Source organism: Anaerobutyricum soehngenii (assembly GCF_009697165.1).
Classification (GTDB): Bacteria; Bacillota; Clostridia; order Lachnospirales; family Lachnospiraceae; genus Anaerobutyricum; species Anaerobutyricum soehngenii.
Genome location: NZ_VULP01000023.1, coordinates 1 through 17,183, shown reverse-complemented (window position 1 = coordinate 17,183; position 17,183 = coordinate 1). Strand labels below are relative to the sequence as shown.

The 17,183-nt window shown below is 37.0% G+C and carries 11 protein-coding genes; all 11 read right to left on the bottom strand.

Translation table 11 applies throughout. The annotated features are described in order from the left end of the window. Positions 1-32 precede the first annotated feature (32 nt). Entirely contained in the window at positions 33-2,522 is a 2,490-nt protein-coding gene (locus FYJ25_RS10490) for a sulfatase-like hydrolase/transferase (RefSeq protein ID WP_154581275.1), read from the bottom strand. A gap of 27 nt (positions 2,523-2,549) precedes the next feature. Next, complete coding sequence (locus tag FYJ25_RS10485) at positions 2,550-3,692, bottom strand: bifunctional chorismate mutase/prephenate dehydratase (RefSeq protein WP_021907908.1); 1,143 nt, start codon at positions 3,690-3,692, stop codon at positions 2,550-2,552. Positions 3,693-3,708: 16 nt separating this feature from the next. Next, positions 3,709-4,533: a 2-amino-4-hydroxy-6-hydroxymethyldihydropteridine diphosphokinase gene (gene folK, locus FYJ25_RS10480; RefSeq protein WP_147607890.1), complete on the bottom strand. Its 825-nt coding sequence runs from the start codon at positions 4,531-4,533 to the stop codon at positions 3,709-3,711. After that, entirely contained in the window at positions 4,534-5,343 is an 810-nt protein-coding gene (gene folP, locus FYJ25_RS10475; protein WP_216411815.1) for a dihydropteroate synthase, read from the bottom strand. Beyond that, positions 5,340-6,647 carry a bifunctional folylpolyglutamate synthase/dihydrofolate synthase gene (locus tag FYJ25_RS10470; RefSeq protein WP_154581274.1) on the bottom strand — a complete coding sequence of 436 codons (1,308 nt, stop codon included), beginning with the start codon at positions 6,645-6,647 and terminating at the stop codon, positions 5,340-5,342. Before FYJ25_RS10470 ends, folP begins: the two co-directional genes overlap by 4 nt. A 176-nt stretch (positions 6,648-6,823) precedes the next feature. Then, a complete protein-coding gene (locus FYJ25_RS10465; RefSeq protein ID WP_154581273.1) occupies positions 6,824-8,932 on the bottom strand; it encodes a glutamine synthetase III family protein in 2,109 nt (702 codons plus the stop codon). A 416-nt stretch (positions 8,933-9,348) separates the two neighbouring features. Beyond that, a complete protein-coding gene (locus FYJ25_RS10460) occupies positions 9,349-10,737 on the bottom strand; it encodes a glycine--tRNA ligase (RefSeq protein WP_154581272.1) in 1,389 nt (462 codons plus the stop codon). A gap of 141 nt (positions 10,738-10,878) precedes the next feature. Continuing rightward, positions 10,879-11,616, bottom strand: coding sequence for a DNA repair protein RecO (gene recO, locus FYJ25_RS10455; RefSeq protein ID WP_154581271.1), 738 nt, complete (start codon positions 11,614-11,616; stop codon positions 10,879-10,881). A 9-nt stretch (positions 11,617-11,625) separates the two neighbouring features. Further along, the gene (era, locus tag FYJ25_RS10450) at positions 11,626-12,531 is read right to left on the bottom strand and encodes a GTPase Era (protein ID WP_021907901.1); all 906 of its coding nucleotides are present in this window, start codon (positions 12,529-12,531) and stop codon (positions 11,626-11,628) included. Positions 12,532-12,548: 17 nt separating this feature from the next. Beyond that, a complete protein-coding gene (locus tag FYJ25_RS10445) occupies positions 12,549-15,467 on the bottom strand; it encodes an insulinase family protein (RefSeq protein WP_154581270.1) in 2,919 nt (972 codons plus the stop codon). 250 nt (positions 15,468-15,717) lie between these two features. Continuing rightward, the gene (gene ilvC, locus FYJ25_RS10440) at positions 15,718-16,737 is read right to left on the bottom strand and encodes a ketol-acid reductoisomerase (protein WP_147608650.1); all 1,020 of its coding nucleotides are present in this window, start codon (positions 16,735-16,737) and stop codon (positions 15,718-15,720) included. Positions 16,738-17,183: the final 446 nt, after the last annotated feature.

Below are 17,183 nucleotides of genomic sequence, written 5' to 3'. Positions count from 1 at the left end.
AAAACAGATTCTGCCTTCAATTCTTTCCCTTTCTATTTTTTCTGTTTTTCATCCAGATAAAAGAAAGAATCCACTGTATGTTTTGTATCGATTAAATTATTATATTGTAATATCTGATACTCTTTTACCATATCGCTATAAGGCGATTCTAACGCAGACTCATAATATTTTCCATTCTTATCAAAGCATCCCATTGCCGTAAGAACAGGAAGTTTTTTACGAAGTTTTAATAAAAACTTCTGATAAGGGCTGGTCTCTAAGCCCGCTTCTTTCATTATATAGGCGCTTAAATAATTGGCACTCATCTTATCAATTGTTGTTTCTTTTATATCATAGTTTGCCCAAATAATAAATGGCGTTCTGTACTTATTCATGAGTTCTTCATTTGTAAGGCTTCCGGCATTCTTTCCAAACAAGCTGTCATAAAAACTACTCTGCACAGCCGGCTGATGATCGCCAAACATAACAATGATCGTAGGTTCTTTTACTTTTGAAAAATAGTTTGTCAACTGTTTAAAAGCGTTATCTGTTTTTTTCACAAGAGACAGATACTGTTCAGCCTGCTCATTTTTATGGCTGTCAGTAATCTGGATATCATTATGAAAATTCGTATATGTCTTGTCAAATCCTCCATGGTTCTGCATCGTGACATTAAATAGATAGAATGGTTCCTCTTTCTCTGTACGGTTCTCATATAATTCTTCTATCTTTTTAAAATCAGACTTATCGGATATATATTTTCGGAACATTTTCGGATTTTTAAAATCGGTTTCCGAATAGAAATGATCAAATCCCATATAATCATAGACCTGCACACGATTCCATCCGGAAGCAAGATATGGATGAAGTGCCAGATTGCCTTTGTATCCCTGTCCTTTTAAAAGATATGTCATATTAGGAAGTTTTGCCTTTACAACCTGCGTGTAAGCGATAATTCCATTCTGCAAGAAAGACATACTGTTCCCTGTCAAAAATTCAAACTCAGAATTACAGGTTCCTGAACCAAAGATTGACATGTATAAAGAACCTTTAATCGTATTTTTCTTTAAACTGTGAATATATGGCATATAATCTTCATTTGTAGAAAATTCGTTAATAACACTCAAATCAGAAAATGCCTCATTCATAATGCCGATAACATTTGGCTTTGTCCCATCAGCAGTTTGAAGACGGCCTTTCTTCTTTCCAGAATCATCATTTGCAAACTTCTCTTCATATTTTTCTGCAATGTCTTGTGCTGCTTCCACAGAATAATCTGAAGGTTTTTCCTGTACAAGTGAGTTCATATTTAAAACAAAACCAAAAAACAGACCGTTTTTAGCATATCCTTTTTTCTGATCCCACACATTATTTTTAATTCCAAAGCTTTTTAATGTTTTTTGTTCTATGACAAAATGTCCGAGTATAGAACTAAGCAGACCAATTACTACCAGCATAACAATACGCTTTTTCCAGGTCAGCTTCTTTGAAGACGGACAACGCCATAATACAGCCAGATACAATAGCAGGAATAAAACATTCCATACAAAAATTGGCTGTATGCTGTATGTGTAATTTTCCGCCACGTTCGCTGCCGTCTGTGCTGACATAATATCTGACGGAACAATCGGCGCTCCTTTAAAGCTTAATACATAGTAATTGGCAATCCCGATAATACACCACAAAATGCTTCCAACCGTAACGGATACTTTTCTTGAATTAAATATAAGATATAATAATCCAAAAAAGAGATAATACACCAGTATATTCAACCAGAACTCCGCCTGTCTCATTCGAAGGATTGGATTATCTGTAAATCGTTCCACAAACCAGAATGTAAATAGGGGTGCAGCAAAAAATAAAATCTGTCCTATTACTTTTTTTGCTGCCTCCGGAGCCGGTAATGCAAACCATAAAAGGAAAAGCACTAATGCCATCATTACACAGATTCCTGCCCACTGCCGATAAATTGTTACCGGATAATATAATTTAGAAACAAGGTATTTGCCCTGTTCTTCCTGATTAATCTTTAATTTACCGCGAAAACCACTCTCTTTTGTTGTCCACTGAAATACTAATGGTTCTTTTCCAGATTCTGCTCCACTTGTCGTAAGCTGAATACTGTACTCTTTCTTTTTCGTAAGCTGAAGGTTCGTCTTAAACTCTGTATAATCATTATTTACCAGATCACCGATATTCTTTTTAAGCTCCACCAGACTCTTTCCGGTATTTAAATCAATAATATTAAGAACTACCTTTCCCTTTGCCTGTCCGGAATAATCATTTCCAAAATAAACTTTTACTGTTTTTAAATGCTTATGCTTTGCCACAAATTTCTGACTCACTATAGAATTGGATGACAACTGGCAGACCTGATCAATCCGATATTTATTTACCTGATTTGTCGCATTCTTTTGATATTCCATAAAATGAGTACATACATACCCGGTGAGGAAAAGAAGAAACACTGTAATTATTGTCTTTAAAACCAGTCCTATAGGATTTTTCTTTTTCACATGCTTATTTTTTACTGTTTCACTCATGTACTCTATGCTCCTTTTATAGACCGTTTAATAGTTTCCTAAAATTTTAAAATCTGCAACTTCCGTACGAACACCCTGAAGTGCATTTTTCACTGCCGGGTCATGTAAGTTCCCGCTGATATCAATATAAAAACGATATTCCCACTGCTGATCCGGCAACGGAACAGATTCAATATGACTTAAGTTCAAATCATTATATAAGAAATGAGATAATATATTATAAAGTGTTCCACTCTCATGAAGCAGAGAAAAAGAAATACTGATCTTGTTTGCATTCTGTGTATATTGTCTTTTTTTGGAAAGAATCACAAAACGTGTGACATTATTTTTATCAAAATTAATACCTGCATCTAAAATATCAAGACCATAGAGTTTTGCAGCACGGCGGCTTGCGATTGCTGCCTGTGTCATAATCTTTTCTCTGGCTACTCTTTCTGCTGCAATGGCAGTATTTTCTACACTGACTTTCTTTACATCAAGCTTTTCTAAATAAGGAGTACACTGCATCAAACCCTGCGGATGAGAGAGAACAAGTTCTATATCTTTAATCTTGCTACCGGGACAGCCTAAAAGGCAGTGCTCGACTTTTACAAAAACTTCTCCCACCATGCATACATCATTCTCAAGCAGGATATCATAAACGCCGGTAACATCTCCTGCGGAGGAATTCTCGATTGGGAGTACCCCGTAATCTGCATCTCCGTTATTTAAAGCCATTGCAACATCTTTAAAATTAACAACTGCATAATGGTCAACATCTGCCCCGAAAAACTTTTCGCATGCCATCTCTGAAAAAGAGCCTGGAACACCCGGATATACCACTCTTGTGTCCGGAAACATAACAAGTTCCGGAACTTCCGTAAAATAATTTTCAATATAACGGTCTCTCTGATGTACCATATGATATTGATACTTTCGACTAATAGACATCATCTGAATAAAAATTTCTTCCAACCCTTTTACGACAAATGGGTTAGAACGGTTCTTTGTAATATCAGACATCTTTTCATCTTCTTTATTTTTATTATAAATGGATTCGCCGAAGGCTTTTTTAGAAAGCGCCAATTCTGCCGCAAATCCCATTCTTTTCTCAAACAGTTCTGCAATTTGATAATCTATCTTACTAATATCATCTCGTATATCATCTACTTTTCTTATTTCTTTGTCCATTCTATAACTGCTTCCTTTATTGTTCTTTTCCTTTTAAGTCCTCTAAAATATCTGCGTATCTTCTTCGTTCTAACGGATGTATTCCTCTTGGATATAACATGCATAGTGGTTCTAATACAAAAAGCCGCTTTGTCATCTCCGGATGTGGAAGGGTTAACTCTTCATCTTCCGTTATTAGATTATCATATAAAAGGATATCAAGATCTAATGTTCTTGGTCCCCAGTGGATTTCTCTTTTACGGTTTGCTTCATTCTCAATCTGGTGAAGCTTGTCAAGAAACTCTTCCGGAGTATAAAGGGTTTCTATATAATATACTGTGTTTAAGAACTTTCCCTGCTCGGTATAACCATAAGGCTCCGTCTCAATAATGGCAGCAGACTTAAAATTTCTTGTCTTGGGCAATCCACTTACCCGTTCTTTTGCCAGTTTCATATATTCTTCCCGCTCTCCAAGATTCGAACCAACACCAATATATACTTTATGCCAGCTCCTCTTAATTTTAACGGAAGCATAGTCCATATGCATTAATACTGGCGCCCATGGCTTTTTCACTTCAATCTCTACTTCATTTATCTGTGGAAATTGTAAAAGAATACATTCGGCAAGACGTTCAGCTACTCTTTCTAAAAGCTTATCATTTTGCTTTGTCATCTCTTTTTTAACACACCGACAGATATCTCCATAACTTACAGACAGAGCAAGTTCATCTGTTTTCCCGGCTTCTCTTGTATCCACTTTAGATATAATATCTACCAGAAACTTCTGTCCAAGAACATTCTCTTCCTTGTACACCCCATGGTGACAGAAGACTTCCAGATTCTTTACACTTATCTCGTCCATTTATTTTGCCTCCAGAATTGCCTCAATCATTTTCATTTCTCTGTAATTTGTCTTTACATCATGTACACGAAAAATAGAAGCACCTTTCATTCTTCCAAGAACCGTTGTTGCAGCAGTTCCTTCTTCTCTTTGATCTACCGGTAAATCCAAAGCAAGACCAATCACAGACTTTCTCGAAGTGCCCAGAAGAACCGGAAGCCCCCATCTTGAAAAAACGTCCATATGCTTCATAATAGAAAGATTCTGTTCAAAGTTCTTTCCAAAACCTACCCCCGGATCAAGAACAATTCTTTCTTCCTTAATTCCTGCTTTTTTTGCGATAGCAAGAGTTTCCTCTATATCTGAGCAAAAATCTTCAATAAAATCTTTATATTCATGATTATCTCTGTTATGCATCAGACAACAGGCAACATCTTCTTTCGCAAGCAGAGGCGCAAGCCTTTCATCCCATTTTAATCCCCAGATATCATTAATCATATCCGCTCCCGCAGCAATTCCTGCTTTAGAAACTTCGTATTTATAAGTATCTAATGATATCGCAATATCAAAATTCTTTTTTATGGCTTCAATAACCGGTACAACTCTTTCTATCTCTTCCTGATCTGTAATCTTTTTGTGTCCTGGTCTTGTAGATTCCCCACCGATATCTAAAATAGCTGCTCCTTCATTTATCATTCTTTCTGCCTGCTTTAATGCAAGATCCACAGACTGAAACTTTCCACCATCTGAAAAAGAATCCGGTGTCACATTTAAAATTCCCATGATATACCCTTTATGTAAAAGGTCAAATTCGTACTTTCCTATTTTCACAATATATCCTCCATTTCTTCCATAAAAGAAAGGGATCCACAAGCCACAAGTACATCATCTGGCTTAGCGGTATCCAGTGCCCGAAAAACTGCTGCATTTACATCTGATTCAATCGTGACAGAAACATCTGCCACTTCTTTTATCGTATCTGCTAAAATCTGCGCTGACAATCCTCTTTCATTGTTTGGCTTAAATACATAAACTTCTTTTGCCATCGGCATAAGATATCGGAGCATTTTCTTATATTCTTTATCCTTTAACACTCCCATTATATAAATGATTTTCTTATTTGTAAAATATTTTTGTAAAAATGCAGCTAATTTCTTAGCTCCATCCGGATTGTGCGCCCCATCTCTGTAAAATAGGGGTTCTTTTTTTAGAACTTCTAATCTTCCCGGCCAGCACGTGCGGATAATACCTCCCTGCTGTGCTGATTTCACATTCATCTCATCTAATTTTTTAGCAATAGCTTTCCTTGCATTATTTTTCTCATAATCTTTATGAAATAAATATTCGGATGCGGCAAGTGCTGTAACCGCATTTGAAACCTGATGTCTCCCCGGAAGCTTTGTCTCATACCTTTGTTCTTTCCACAAAAACGTACTTCCATAAGGGGTCTCCGATAGTACCTCATAGTCCGTCGGTTCTATCTCAATACATTTCACCCTTTTCTTCTTTGCTTCCTGCTCTATAACTTTACAAACTTCATCCGAATTCTCAGACAAAACAACCGGACAGCTCTCTTTTATAATTCCGGCTTTTTGCCAGGAAATTTCTTCTAAAGTATCACCTAAAAATGCCTGATGATCATAGCTTATTGATGAAATAACAGTAAGTTCTGGATGCCTGATTACATTGGTCGCATCCATTCTTCCACCCATTCCAACTTCGATTAGTGCATAATCCACTTCTTCTTCCTTAAAATACAAGAAAGAAATGGCTGTTTCCACTTCAAAAAGAGTTGGTTTTAGACCTGTTTTTTCTTCTTCTCTTTTCATTGCTTCTTCTACAATATTATATAACCGCGCTAACTTATCTTTTGTAATATATTTCCCATTAATCTGGAATCTTTCTTCATAACAGGAAATGGTAGGAGAAATATATCTTCCAACCTTAAAGCCTGCTGCTATTAATATAGAAGAAAGATAGGCAAAGATGGAGCCCTTTCCATTCGTTCCGGCAATATGCACAATCTTTAAATTATCTTCCGGATGTCCAAGTTCTTCTAACAAACCTTCAATGGCATCAAGCCCTGGAACACTGCCCCTTTTTTTTAACTCTTCTATTAAAGAAATGTAATTCATCTCTAACGCTCCTTCATTTTACTGCGTATACAATCGAGAATTATCATAGCACACTATGAGGAAGAAATCCAGCGTATGATTTAATTCATAAGATGGAAATCAAGAAAAAACGAACCCCGAAGATACGATATACTACCTTCGGGGTTCGTTTTTTAATTTATTTCTTAGACTGTTTCTTAAACTTCAAAGATTAAATCACCATAACTTGGGAATGGCCATGCGGATTTTGCAACTAACATTTCAAGCTTATCTGCTGGTTTTCTTAACTCATCCATTGCTGCAAATACAACATCATGATAATAATGACCCTGTTCTGCACCTTCTTCCATTTCTTCTGCTTTATTCGTTACTTCTTCAAGATGTGCAAGAGCTCCGTACATCGCCTTTAAGTTAACAGAAATATCTGCCATTAATGCTTCCTGTACAGAAGTATCTACCGCACTGCTTGCTGCCTTGATCGCATTAACAGATTCTGCTAAGCTTGTCTGATACTTAATTGTTGCAGGAACAATCTGTTTCTTTGCCATATCAATCATGGTTAATGCTTCAATATTGATTGTCTTAGCGTATGTCTCATACATAACTTCTGCACGAGATTCCATCTCAGCCTTTGTATATACACCATGTTTTTCAAAGATTTCAACGGCATCCTCTTTTACTAAAGCAGGAACAGCATCTACCATACATTTGATATTTGGAAGTCCTCTTCTTTCAGCTTCAGCAACCCATTCATCAGAGTAGCCATTACCATTAAAGATAATTCTGTTATGTGCTGCAATTGTATCTTTGATCATGTCATGAATAGCCATTGGTAAGTCATCAGATGCTTCCAGACGATCTGCCATGTCAGATAATACTTCTGCAACAATTGTATTAAGTACTGTATTCGGGTCTGCGATAGACTGTGTAGAACCAACCATACGGAATTCAAACTTATTACCAGTGAAAGCAAATGGGGATGTTCTGTTACGGTCAGTAGCATCCTTCTGGAAATGTGGAAGAGAATGTACGCCAGAGATATATTCTTCTCCCTCTAAAGAACTTGTAGCCTCTCCATTATCTACGAACTGTTCTACAACGTCCTCTAACTGTTCTCCTAAGAAGATAGAAATAATTGCAGGAGGTGCTTCATTCGCTCCTAAACGATGATCGTTACCTGGAGTGGAAGCAGAAAGACGAAGTAAATCTGCGTGTTCATCTACTGCACGAAGAATTGCAGCAAGGAATAATAAGAACTGCATATTTTCGTGTGGTGTTTCACCTGGATCTAAGAGGTTCTCCCCTTCATCTGTACAGATAGACCAGTTATTATGTTTACCAGAACCATTAATTCCTGCAAATGGTTTTTCATGTAAGAGGCATTTCAGACCTAATTCATCTGCAACACGCTGTGCTGTTTCCATTACTAACTGATTATGGTCAGTAGCAATGTTGTTCTGATCATAAATTGGAGCAATCTCATGCTGAGCTGGTGCAACTTCATTATGCTGTGTTTTTGCAGAAATACCAAGCTTCCATAATTCCTCGTTGAATTTCTCCATGAATCCAAGAACTCTTTCTGGAATAACACCAAAATAATGGTCGTCCATCTCCTGTCCTTTTGGAGGCATCGCACCAAATAATGTTCTTCCTGTAAAGATTAAATCCTTTCTCTTTAAGAATTTTTCTTTATCAACAAGGAAATATTCCTGTTCCGGTCCAACGGATGTTGTAACATGTTTTGCTGTTTTATTTCCAAATAATCTTAAAATTCGAAGTACCTGTATCTCTAATGCCTGCATGGAACGAAGAAGAGGTGTCTTCTTATCAAGAGCTTCTCCTTTATAAGAACAGAATGCTGTCGGAATACAAAGAATAGTTGAATGTGGTGTTTCCTTAATGAAAGCAGGTGAAGTGCAATCCCATGCTGTATATCCTCTTGCTTCAAATGTTGCTCTTAAACCACCAGATGGGAAGGAAGAAGCATCCGGCTCACCTTTGATCAGCTCTTTACCGGAAAAACGAAGTAAAGTTGTTCCATCACTCTGAGGATCTATAAATGCATCATGCTTCTCAGCAGTAATACCAGTTAATGGCTGGAACCAGTGAGTATAATGTGTTGCTCCTTTTTCGAGAGCCCATTCTTTCATCTCATGTGCAACAATATCAGCTACTTCCGGGTCAAGTTCCGCACCGGCATCAATGGTAGCCTTCATCTTCTTATATGCAGCTTTAGGAAGTCTTTCTTTCATTACTGCATCATTAAAAACATTGGAACCAAAAATTTTCTTCACATCTGTTTTCATAATTATTACATCCTTTCATGTGTATTCTTTTCATCGACAATTACTGATTTTTACTCGAAGATTAAAAAATATAAAAAGCGCCCGAGAATCCTTGTGATTCGCGAACGCCATTGTTCTCATCGAGATTGAATTATTTACTTTTTGCAATTGCTAAATATAAAATACCTCTATTTGTTAAAAAATGCAAGTAGTTTTTCTGTTTTTTTTCACTTTCATGAAATTAGACAAAAACAACTTGGCTTTATAAATTAAATTCCTATATTTTAAACAATTGACTTACTTTTCACTTAATTTTGTTAATCCAATCTCAAATATCCCACAAAAAAGCCCCCACAAAAACCATTGGCAGTATGTTGTTCCGGTTTTTGCGGGGGATGACGTCCAATTATCCCGCTGAATATTTCGTAAAATTCTTACTAATAATTGAATTTTTCAGCGAAGTAATCCTTCAAATCTTCAATCTTAATTCTTTCCTGTTCCATGGTGTCACGATCACGTACTGTAACCGCACCATCTTCTACTGAATCAAAATCATAAGTAATACAATAAGGTGTACCAATCTCATCCTGACGGCGATATCTCTTACCGATGTTTCCTCTGTCATCAAATTCGCAGTTATAAAGCTTACTTAATTCATGGTAAATCTTTTCAGCACCTTCATTAAGCTTTTTAGAAAGTGGTAAGATACCCACCTTTACAGGTGCGATTGCCGGGTGGAAATGCATAACATTTCTCACATCACCATCTTTAATCTCTTCCTCATCATATGCAGCACATAAGAATGCTAAGGTTACACGATCTGCACCTAATGATGGCTCAATAACATAAGGAATATACTTCTTCTTCTCTTCATCATCAAAGTAAGTAAGATCTACTTTAGATACTTCCTGATGACAAGTAAGGTCATAATCTGTACGGTCAGCAATTCCCCATAACTCACCCCATCCAAATGGGAATAAGAATTCAATGTCACTTGTCGCTTTAGAATAGAAAGATAATTCTTCTTTATCATGATCTCTGATTCTTAATTCTTCATCTTTTAATCCTAAATCTTTTAACCAGCTTACACAGAAGTCTTTCCAGTATGCAAACCATTCTAAGTCTGTATCAGGCTTACAGAAAAACTCCAGCTCCATCTGCTCGAACTCTCTTGTACGGAAAGTAAAGTTACCTGGTGTAATCTCGTTACGGAATGACTTACCGATCTGTCCGATACCAAATGGAATCTTCTTACGGGAAGTACGAGCTACATTCTTAAAGTTTACAAAAATACCCTGTGCCGTTTCCGGTCTTAAATAAACAGTATTCTTTGCATCTTCTGTAACACCCTGGAATGTCTTAAACATCAGATTAAACTGTCTGATATCTGTAAAATTATGCTTTCCACAGCTTGGACATGGTACATTATTATCATCAATGAACGCTTTCATCTTCTCCTGAGACCATCCATCTACAGAAGACTCTAATTCAATATCATGTTCCTGTGCAAAGTCTTCGATAATCTTATCTGCACGAAATCTTTCTTTACACTCCTTACAGTCCATTAACGGATCAGAGAATCCTCCGAGATGACCGGAAGCAACCCATGTCTGTGGATTCATCAGAATCGCACAGTCAACACCTACGTTATAAGGGCTTTCCTGAATGAACTTCTTCCACCAGGCTTTTTTAACATTATTCTTTAATTCTACGCCAAGATTTCCGTAGTCCCATGTATTCGCCAGACCGCCATAAATTTCAGAACCCTGGTATACAAATCCTCTCGCTTTTGCAACTGCAATAATCTTGTCCATTGTTTTTTCCATGATTTCTACCTCATTTTCTTTATTCGATATATTCTCGTCTTTTATTCTACCCTGTCTCTTCTGCCAATGCAAGTCCTTTTTGTCAGACATAAAAAAGATTAATCTAAAAATGACAGAACTTTCCTGTCTAAGGAATAGAGCTTATACTATAGCAAGCATTTCTGCCGCCTTAAATTTATGTTCGACATGAATTGTAAAATAGCGATTCACTACCCACTCAAATTCTTTTTCTATCGTTTCCTTCAAGCCAAAAGAATAGAGCTGATTTAAAGGAACAGAGGATACATATTGTAAAACATAAAGCACAGAAGAAGAAACTTCTCTTCCCTGTCCTTTTGCTGCACACGTGCTGCAAAGCATTCCGCCATCCTCAAATGAGATTCGGAGCAGATTCTCATCATTTCCACAGTGGACGCATTGAAAACACTGAAGACCAAATCCGGCAAACTGTAATATCTTTAATTCATAAATTCTTCGTATCAAAGATAATGGTATCAGTTTCTTTTTCATTGCAAGGAAAGTCACAAATAAAAGATTCAGTATATTTCTCTCATCCTGACCTTCCATTGTAAAATATTCTGCTACTTCTGCAAAATAGGAACTATAATAAATATCCTCTAAATTATCTTTTAAAAAATGAAAATAATCTTTACATTCCGCAGAATTTAAATATGTATAATTCCTTGTATCTGTAACCATAAATTCACAATATATAAGCGGCTGTGTTACACCAAACAACGGATGCTTTGGTCTTCGGCTTCCTCTGGCAAATACCTGTAACTTTCCTCTTTCCTTTGTAAGAATCGTAAGGCGTCTGTCATTCTCCCCAACAGGGTAAACTGACAGAATGATTCCTGTCACCTTCGTCTGTTCACTCATCGCTGCCTTTTACAGTTCTTTCTTATTATATCCATAGTTTTTAAGAAGGATATCACTGTCTCTCCAGTCTTTTCTGACCTTTACCCAAAGTTTTAAATTTACCTTCGTGTCAAGCAGGTTCTCCATTTCCTCTCTTGCCTGTGTACCGATTTCTTTAATCATGGAACCTTTTTTCCCGATGATGATCCGCTTATGAGATTCCCTTTCACAAACAATAACCGCCTCAATATCTACAATATCTCTGCCTTTTCTATTCTTCATTCTCTCAATAACGACAGCGATACCATGCGGAATCTCCTGGCTTAACAAACGAAGCGCTTTTTCTCTGACAAGTTCTGCAACGATCTGTCGTTCCGGCTGGTCAGTAATCGTATCTTCATCATAGTACATCGGTCCTTCTGGAAGATAGTTAAAGATAGAGTGTACCAGATCGTCGGTATTATTCCCTTCTAACGCACTTACCGGAATAATTTCTGCAAAATTACACTGATCTTTATATGCAACAATCGCCTTTAACACTTCTTCCTCTGAAGCGATATCCGTTTTGTTGATAACAAGGAAAATCGGTGTCTTTACATTCTGAAGCTTCTCGATAATATACTGTTCTCCTCCGCCAATAAACGTTGTCGGCTCGACTAACCATAAAATCAGATCAACCTCATTCAATGTGCGCTCCGCAGCCATAAGCATATAATCTCCCAGCTTATTCTTTGCTTTATTAATTCCTGGTGTATCAAGGAAGACAATCTGGCCTTCCTCGCTTGTATATACCGTTTGAATCCTGTTTCTCGTTGTCTGCGCCTTACTCGAAGTAATAGCGATCTTCTGGCCGATCAACTGATTCATCAACGTAGACTTTCCAACATTTGGGCGTCCAATAATAGTTACAAATCCTGATTTAAAAACTCTGTTCATATTTTCTTTTTCCCTCTCTATTGTGTCAGACTGCTTACCTGCTTAAATAATTCTTTTTCTTCTTCTAATTTGCGATCATTACCAATCGCACATACTGTTCCTGCATCCATCATTGTCTCAATATAACCTGCAAGAGAACGAATCGTTTCTTCCGTAGCATCAAGAACCTGATTCCTCTCCTTTTGAATCATCTCTACTGTAACACCGGACTGGTATGCATGAAAAGAACGATCTCCTAATGCAGCCGGTTCTAATGGCTGATCGATTCCACTAATCGTTCCGATAATATATTTTGTCATATCACGCTGTCCTGCTTCAAAATTCCTTACATACTCTGCTGCCTTTTTATATACATCAAGAGTCGCTGATAAATTCGGATCTCTATAGGAAGTAAAGAAACCGTATCCATTTCTGGAAAAGCTGCACATACATCCATATGCCCCACCTGTTACGCGGACATTCACCCAAAGATAATCATAGGAAAAAATTGTTTTTAACACTTTTAATGCTCCGGTATACTCTTGTCCTTCCTTTTCAAAGCAGCCACCGCTTGCTACATACTGTACCTTACTTGCTGTTTTAAATCCTTCATTCTTTTTCTCCATATTGAACGTCGGAACTGCTTTTACACAAGGCATCTCGTAAAGCATACGGTTAAACTGTAACATTTCCCCCTCAAGAAGAGACTTAAAATTAAATTCTCCTGTGAGAGACAGCGTCAGATTCTCTTTACGGAAAATGCACATCTGGGCTCTCACCAGCTGTTTAACCAGAAGTTCTGCATTACTATCAAAGTTCTTATCAAGCTTCTTTATAAATTCATAAAAACCGATTCCTTCTGCTGTATCTTTATATTTCATCATCGGGTCAACGTAAGAAAGTGCACGATTAGCCGCATAAACATGACCTGATGCCGGAATTCTCGTATCCATCTTTGTCCGAAGTTCAGAAATAATCTCTTTTAAACGCTTCTTATCATCTACTTTTGAATTCAGGAGAACTTCTTTAAGCAAAGCCATTCCATCAGCAACCTGTTCTTCCATACACTTCATCTGGATACTGAAATAAGGACGATATCCATCTTTTTTCCATACAAGTACATTCATACCTGTCTGGAATGACAGCCCTCCGATTTTCAAATTAATCTCTGTTGCCAGATCATTATAAGAAAAATGCTCTGTATCTACATAACGATAAATCTCTGTCAATAATGTTGCGTATGGAATCAATTCCTCAGGAAGTTCTAACATATCAAAACAAAAATCTGAATAAACAATTCCATTCGTATGATATTCATGTACAACCGCTGTTGTATCTCCAATCACCATCTCTTTATTTTTAAACGGACGCACCTCTCTTGAGATGTCACTCAGGCTCAAAGTAGGAATCTTTTCTAATTCTTCCTGTGTCGATGGTGTTTCCTGAAATTCTTTTAACTTTTTCGTATCTTCAATCAGATAATTTAACTGCTTGCTATTTAATTTATTCTTCATCTTAGCAAGCTGCGCTTTTAATTCTTCTTCCAGACGTTCATTCTTGCCTTCTTCCGGATACAGATATACATAAGCTTTATGTGTGTTATCTAAAAAACTCTCTTTAATAAGCTGTTCAAAATAACCCGTATCTACTTTTTCTTTTAACGTAGCAAGTGGAGTCAAAGAATCCGCAAGCTCCAACGCTTTGGCATCATCATAAAGCCAGCTGTTTAAGAAATTGAGGCCATAGATCAATCCCTTAGGAAAACGTCCAAAATCAGCTTCTCTATACTTAAATTCATAATTATTGATTGCAGAATAAATTGCCTTTTTATTAAGACCTTTTTCCACCTGTTCCTTCAGAGCCTCCTCTACGGTCTGAATAAACAAATCTTCCTTTCCTTTGCCGGCATTCTTTACGATAATAGAAAATAAGGGCTGCTGAATTCCTCCATCATAATAACTATCCACATCTTTTCCAAGACCAGCATCGATCAGCTTCTTTCTGACCGGTGCTCCAGGCATAGTGAAGAGTACATAATCAAGAATCTGCATAGCAAGTCCGCGTTCATTATCGCAACTGTCCCCTGCAGCTACATTATAACTTAAATACACGCCCTCTTCTTCCTCTTCAGAAACAGAGTAGGTATCTTTCAATGTCTCCGGAGTTAAGAAAGGTTTCTGTAGTGCGACTTCAGAATCAACAACTTTCTTTTCATAATGACTTAAATACTCTTCATCAATAAATTCCAGTTCTTTTGCAAAATCAACATTTCCGTAAAGATAAATATAACTGTTCGATGGATGATAGTACTTACTGTGAAAATCTAAAAACTTCTCTCTCGTAAGTTCAGGAATCGCATCCGGATCACCACCGGACTCATATGCATATGGCGTATCTTTTAAAAGTGCTTCCTGAATCTTTCTTGCCAGAACATCATCCGGCGAAGAAAATACTCCCTTCATCTCATTATATACAACACCATTAAACTTCAGTTCGTCATCTCTGTCAGCAATCTCATAATGCCAGCCTTCCTGTTTAAGAATCTCATCTCTCTTATAAATATTAGGATGAAAGACTGCATCAAGATAAACATGCATTAGATTATGATAATCCTGATCATTACAACTTGCGATCGGATATACCGTCTTATCCGGATATGTCATCGCATTTAAAAATGTATTCAGCGATCCTTTTGCCAATTCAATAAAAGGATCTTTTGATGGGAACTTGTCTGAACCACATAAAACGGAATGTTCCAGAATATGAGCAACTCCGGTATCATCTGCCGGCGGAGTACGGAATGCAATACTAAATACCTTATTCGTATCATCATTCTCTACCAGAAGAACTCTGGCCCCAGTCTTCTTATGTTCCAATACATAGCCATATCCATTCAGCTCTTCTATTTCTTCCTTTTGTATAAAGGAATAATTTTTAAAATCTGTTTCTTTTAGCATTCGCTATCTTCCTCCTGCTTTTTATAATTTACAACTATTCAGAATCATATATAGTATGTCCCTGTTTTATGGCTTCCTATTCCAATATGCCATTATACAATGCACTTTAAATCATGCAGTGAATTTACAAATACATTGCAGACTATTTAATATCATAACACAAGTAAACAAAAAAAAGAAGGTCTTACCGAAGTAAAACCTTCTTTCTATTTTTATAAAATATTCAGCAACTATGTAGGTGACATTTCAATTAGTTGTTGATGAGCTGATCTTCATCACTCCAGCTATACAGCTTACGAATCTCTGCACCAACTTTTTCTGATGGATGCTCAGAAGCAAGCTTTCTCATAGCTTTGAAGTGTACCTGAGATCCTGCATCAGACATATCAAGTAAGAAGTCTTTTGCAAATGTACCATCCTGAATATCGGAAAGAATCTGTTTCATTGCCTTCTTTGTCTCAGCTGTTACGATCTTAGGACCTGTGATGTAGTCACCGTACTCAGCTGTATTAGAGATAGAATATCTCATTCCAGCAAAACCTGACTGGTAGATTAAATCTACGATTAACTTCATCTCATGGATACATTCGAAGTAAGCATTACGTGGATCATAACCAGCTTCGCAAAGTGTTTCGAAACCAGCCTGCATAAGAGCACAAACACCACCACAAAGTACTGCCTGCTCACCGAATAAGTCAGTTTCTGTCTCTGTTCTGAATGTTGTTTCAAGAAGACCTGCTCTTGCTCCACCAATACCAGCACCATAAGCTAATGCAAGTTCCTGAGCTTTACCTGTGTAATCCTGCTCAACAGCAACAAGACAAGGTGTTCCCTTTCCAGCTAAGTACTCAGAACGTACTGTATGACCTGGAGCCTTAGGAGCGATCATTGTTACATCAACATTTGCAGGTGGTACGATACATCCAAAGTGAATGTTGAAACCATGAGCGAACATTAACATATTACCTTCTTCAAGGTTTGGCTCAATACTTTCTTTGTAAAGTTTTGCCTGTTTCTCATCGTTGATTAAGATCATGATGATATCAGCCTGTTTTGCAGCTTCTGCTGCTGTATAAACTTTTAATCCCTGCTTCTCAGCTTTTGCCCAGGATTTACTTCCTTCATAAAGACCAACGATAACATCACAACCAGATTCTTTTAAGTTTAACGCATGAGCATGTCCCTGGCTGCCGTATCCAATAATCGCAATTTTTTTTCCGTCTAATAAAGATAAATCACAATCTTCCTGATAAAAAATTTTTGCTGCCATTTTTTGTTCCTCCTGTAATAATTATAAAAATTAATTTATTCAATTACCAAAATTGATTTCATCTCTTCTGATAAGAATTTCAATCGTTATAATACTCCTCTTTATTTCATAAATCAAGGTAATTTTGAGTATTTCTTAAAAAAATTTTCTTAAAAATGAATTAAACCATCCATTTTCCTTCATTTGAATAAAAAATTCTACGAATTTTCAGCAAAAAAAGAAGGTTCCGTCGCAGTAACGGTCTAACGACCGTAACTGCCGACGGACTTTTTGTGTGCATTTTCAGCAGAATCTGCTTGCTTTGGCTACCGTTACAGCACTTGTACTGCTGAAAAAGCGCACTTATCTAAGCCTTCTGTCTTAGACAAAAGATCGGCCTGATATGTATTTTGAAATTTTAAAAATTATGCTGTCTTTTTCAGTTCAAACAGGTGCCTCCCTGTCTT

Coding starts and splice junctions, on each gene's coding strand:
- FYJ25_RS10490 (WP_154581275.1), bottom strand. CDS start 2,522: ATGAGTGAAACAGTAAAAAATAAGCATGTGAAAAAGAAAAATCCTATA.
- FYJ25_RS10485 (WP_021907908.1), bottom strand. CDS start 3,692: ATGGACAAAGAAATAAGAAAAGTAGATGATATACGAGATGATATTAGT.
- folK (WP_147607890.1), bottom strand. CDS start 4,533: ATGGACGAGATAAGTGTAAAGAATCTGGAAGTCTTCTGTCACCATGGG.
- FYJ25_RS10470 (WP_154581274.1), bottom strand. CDS start 6,647: ATGAATTACATTTCTTTAATAGAAGAGTTAAAAAAAAGGGGCAGTGTT.
- FYJ25_RS10465 (WP_154581273.1), bottom strand. CDS start 8,932: ATGAAAACAGATGTGAAGAAAATTTTTGGTTCCAATGTTTTTAATGAT.
- FYJ25_RS10460 (WP_154581272.1), bottom strand. CDS start 10,737: ATGGAAAAAACAATGGACAAGATTATTGCAGTTGCAAAAGCGAGAGGA.
- recO (WP_154581271.1), bottom strand. CDS start 11,616: ATGAGTGAACAGACGAAGGTGACAGGAATCATTCTGTCAGTTTACCCT.
- era (WP_021907901.1), bottom strand. CDS start 12,531: ATGAACAGAGTTTTTAAATCAGGATTTGTAACTATTATTGGACGCCCA.
- FYJ25_RS10445 (WP_154581270.1), bottom strand. CDS start 15,467: ATGCTAAAAGAAACAGATTTTAAAAATTATTCCTTTATACAAAAGGAA.
- ilvC (WP_147608650.1), bottom strand. CDS start 16,737: ATGGCAGCAAAAATTTTTTATCAGGAAGATTGTGATTTATCTTTATTA.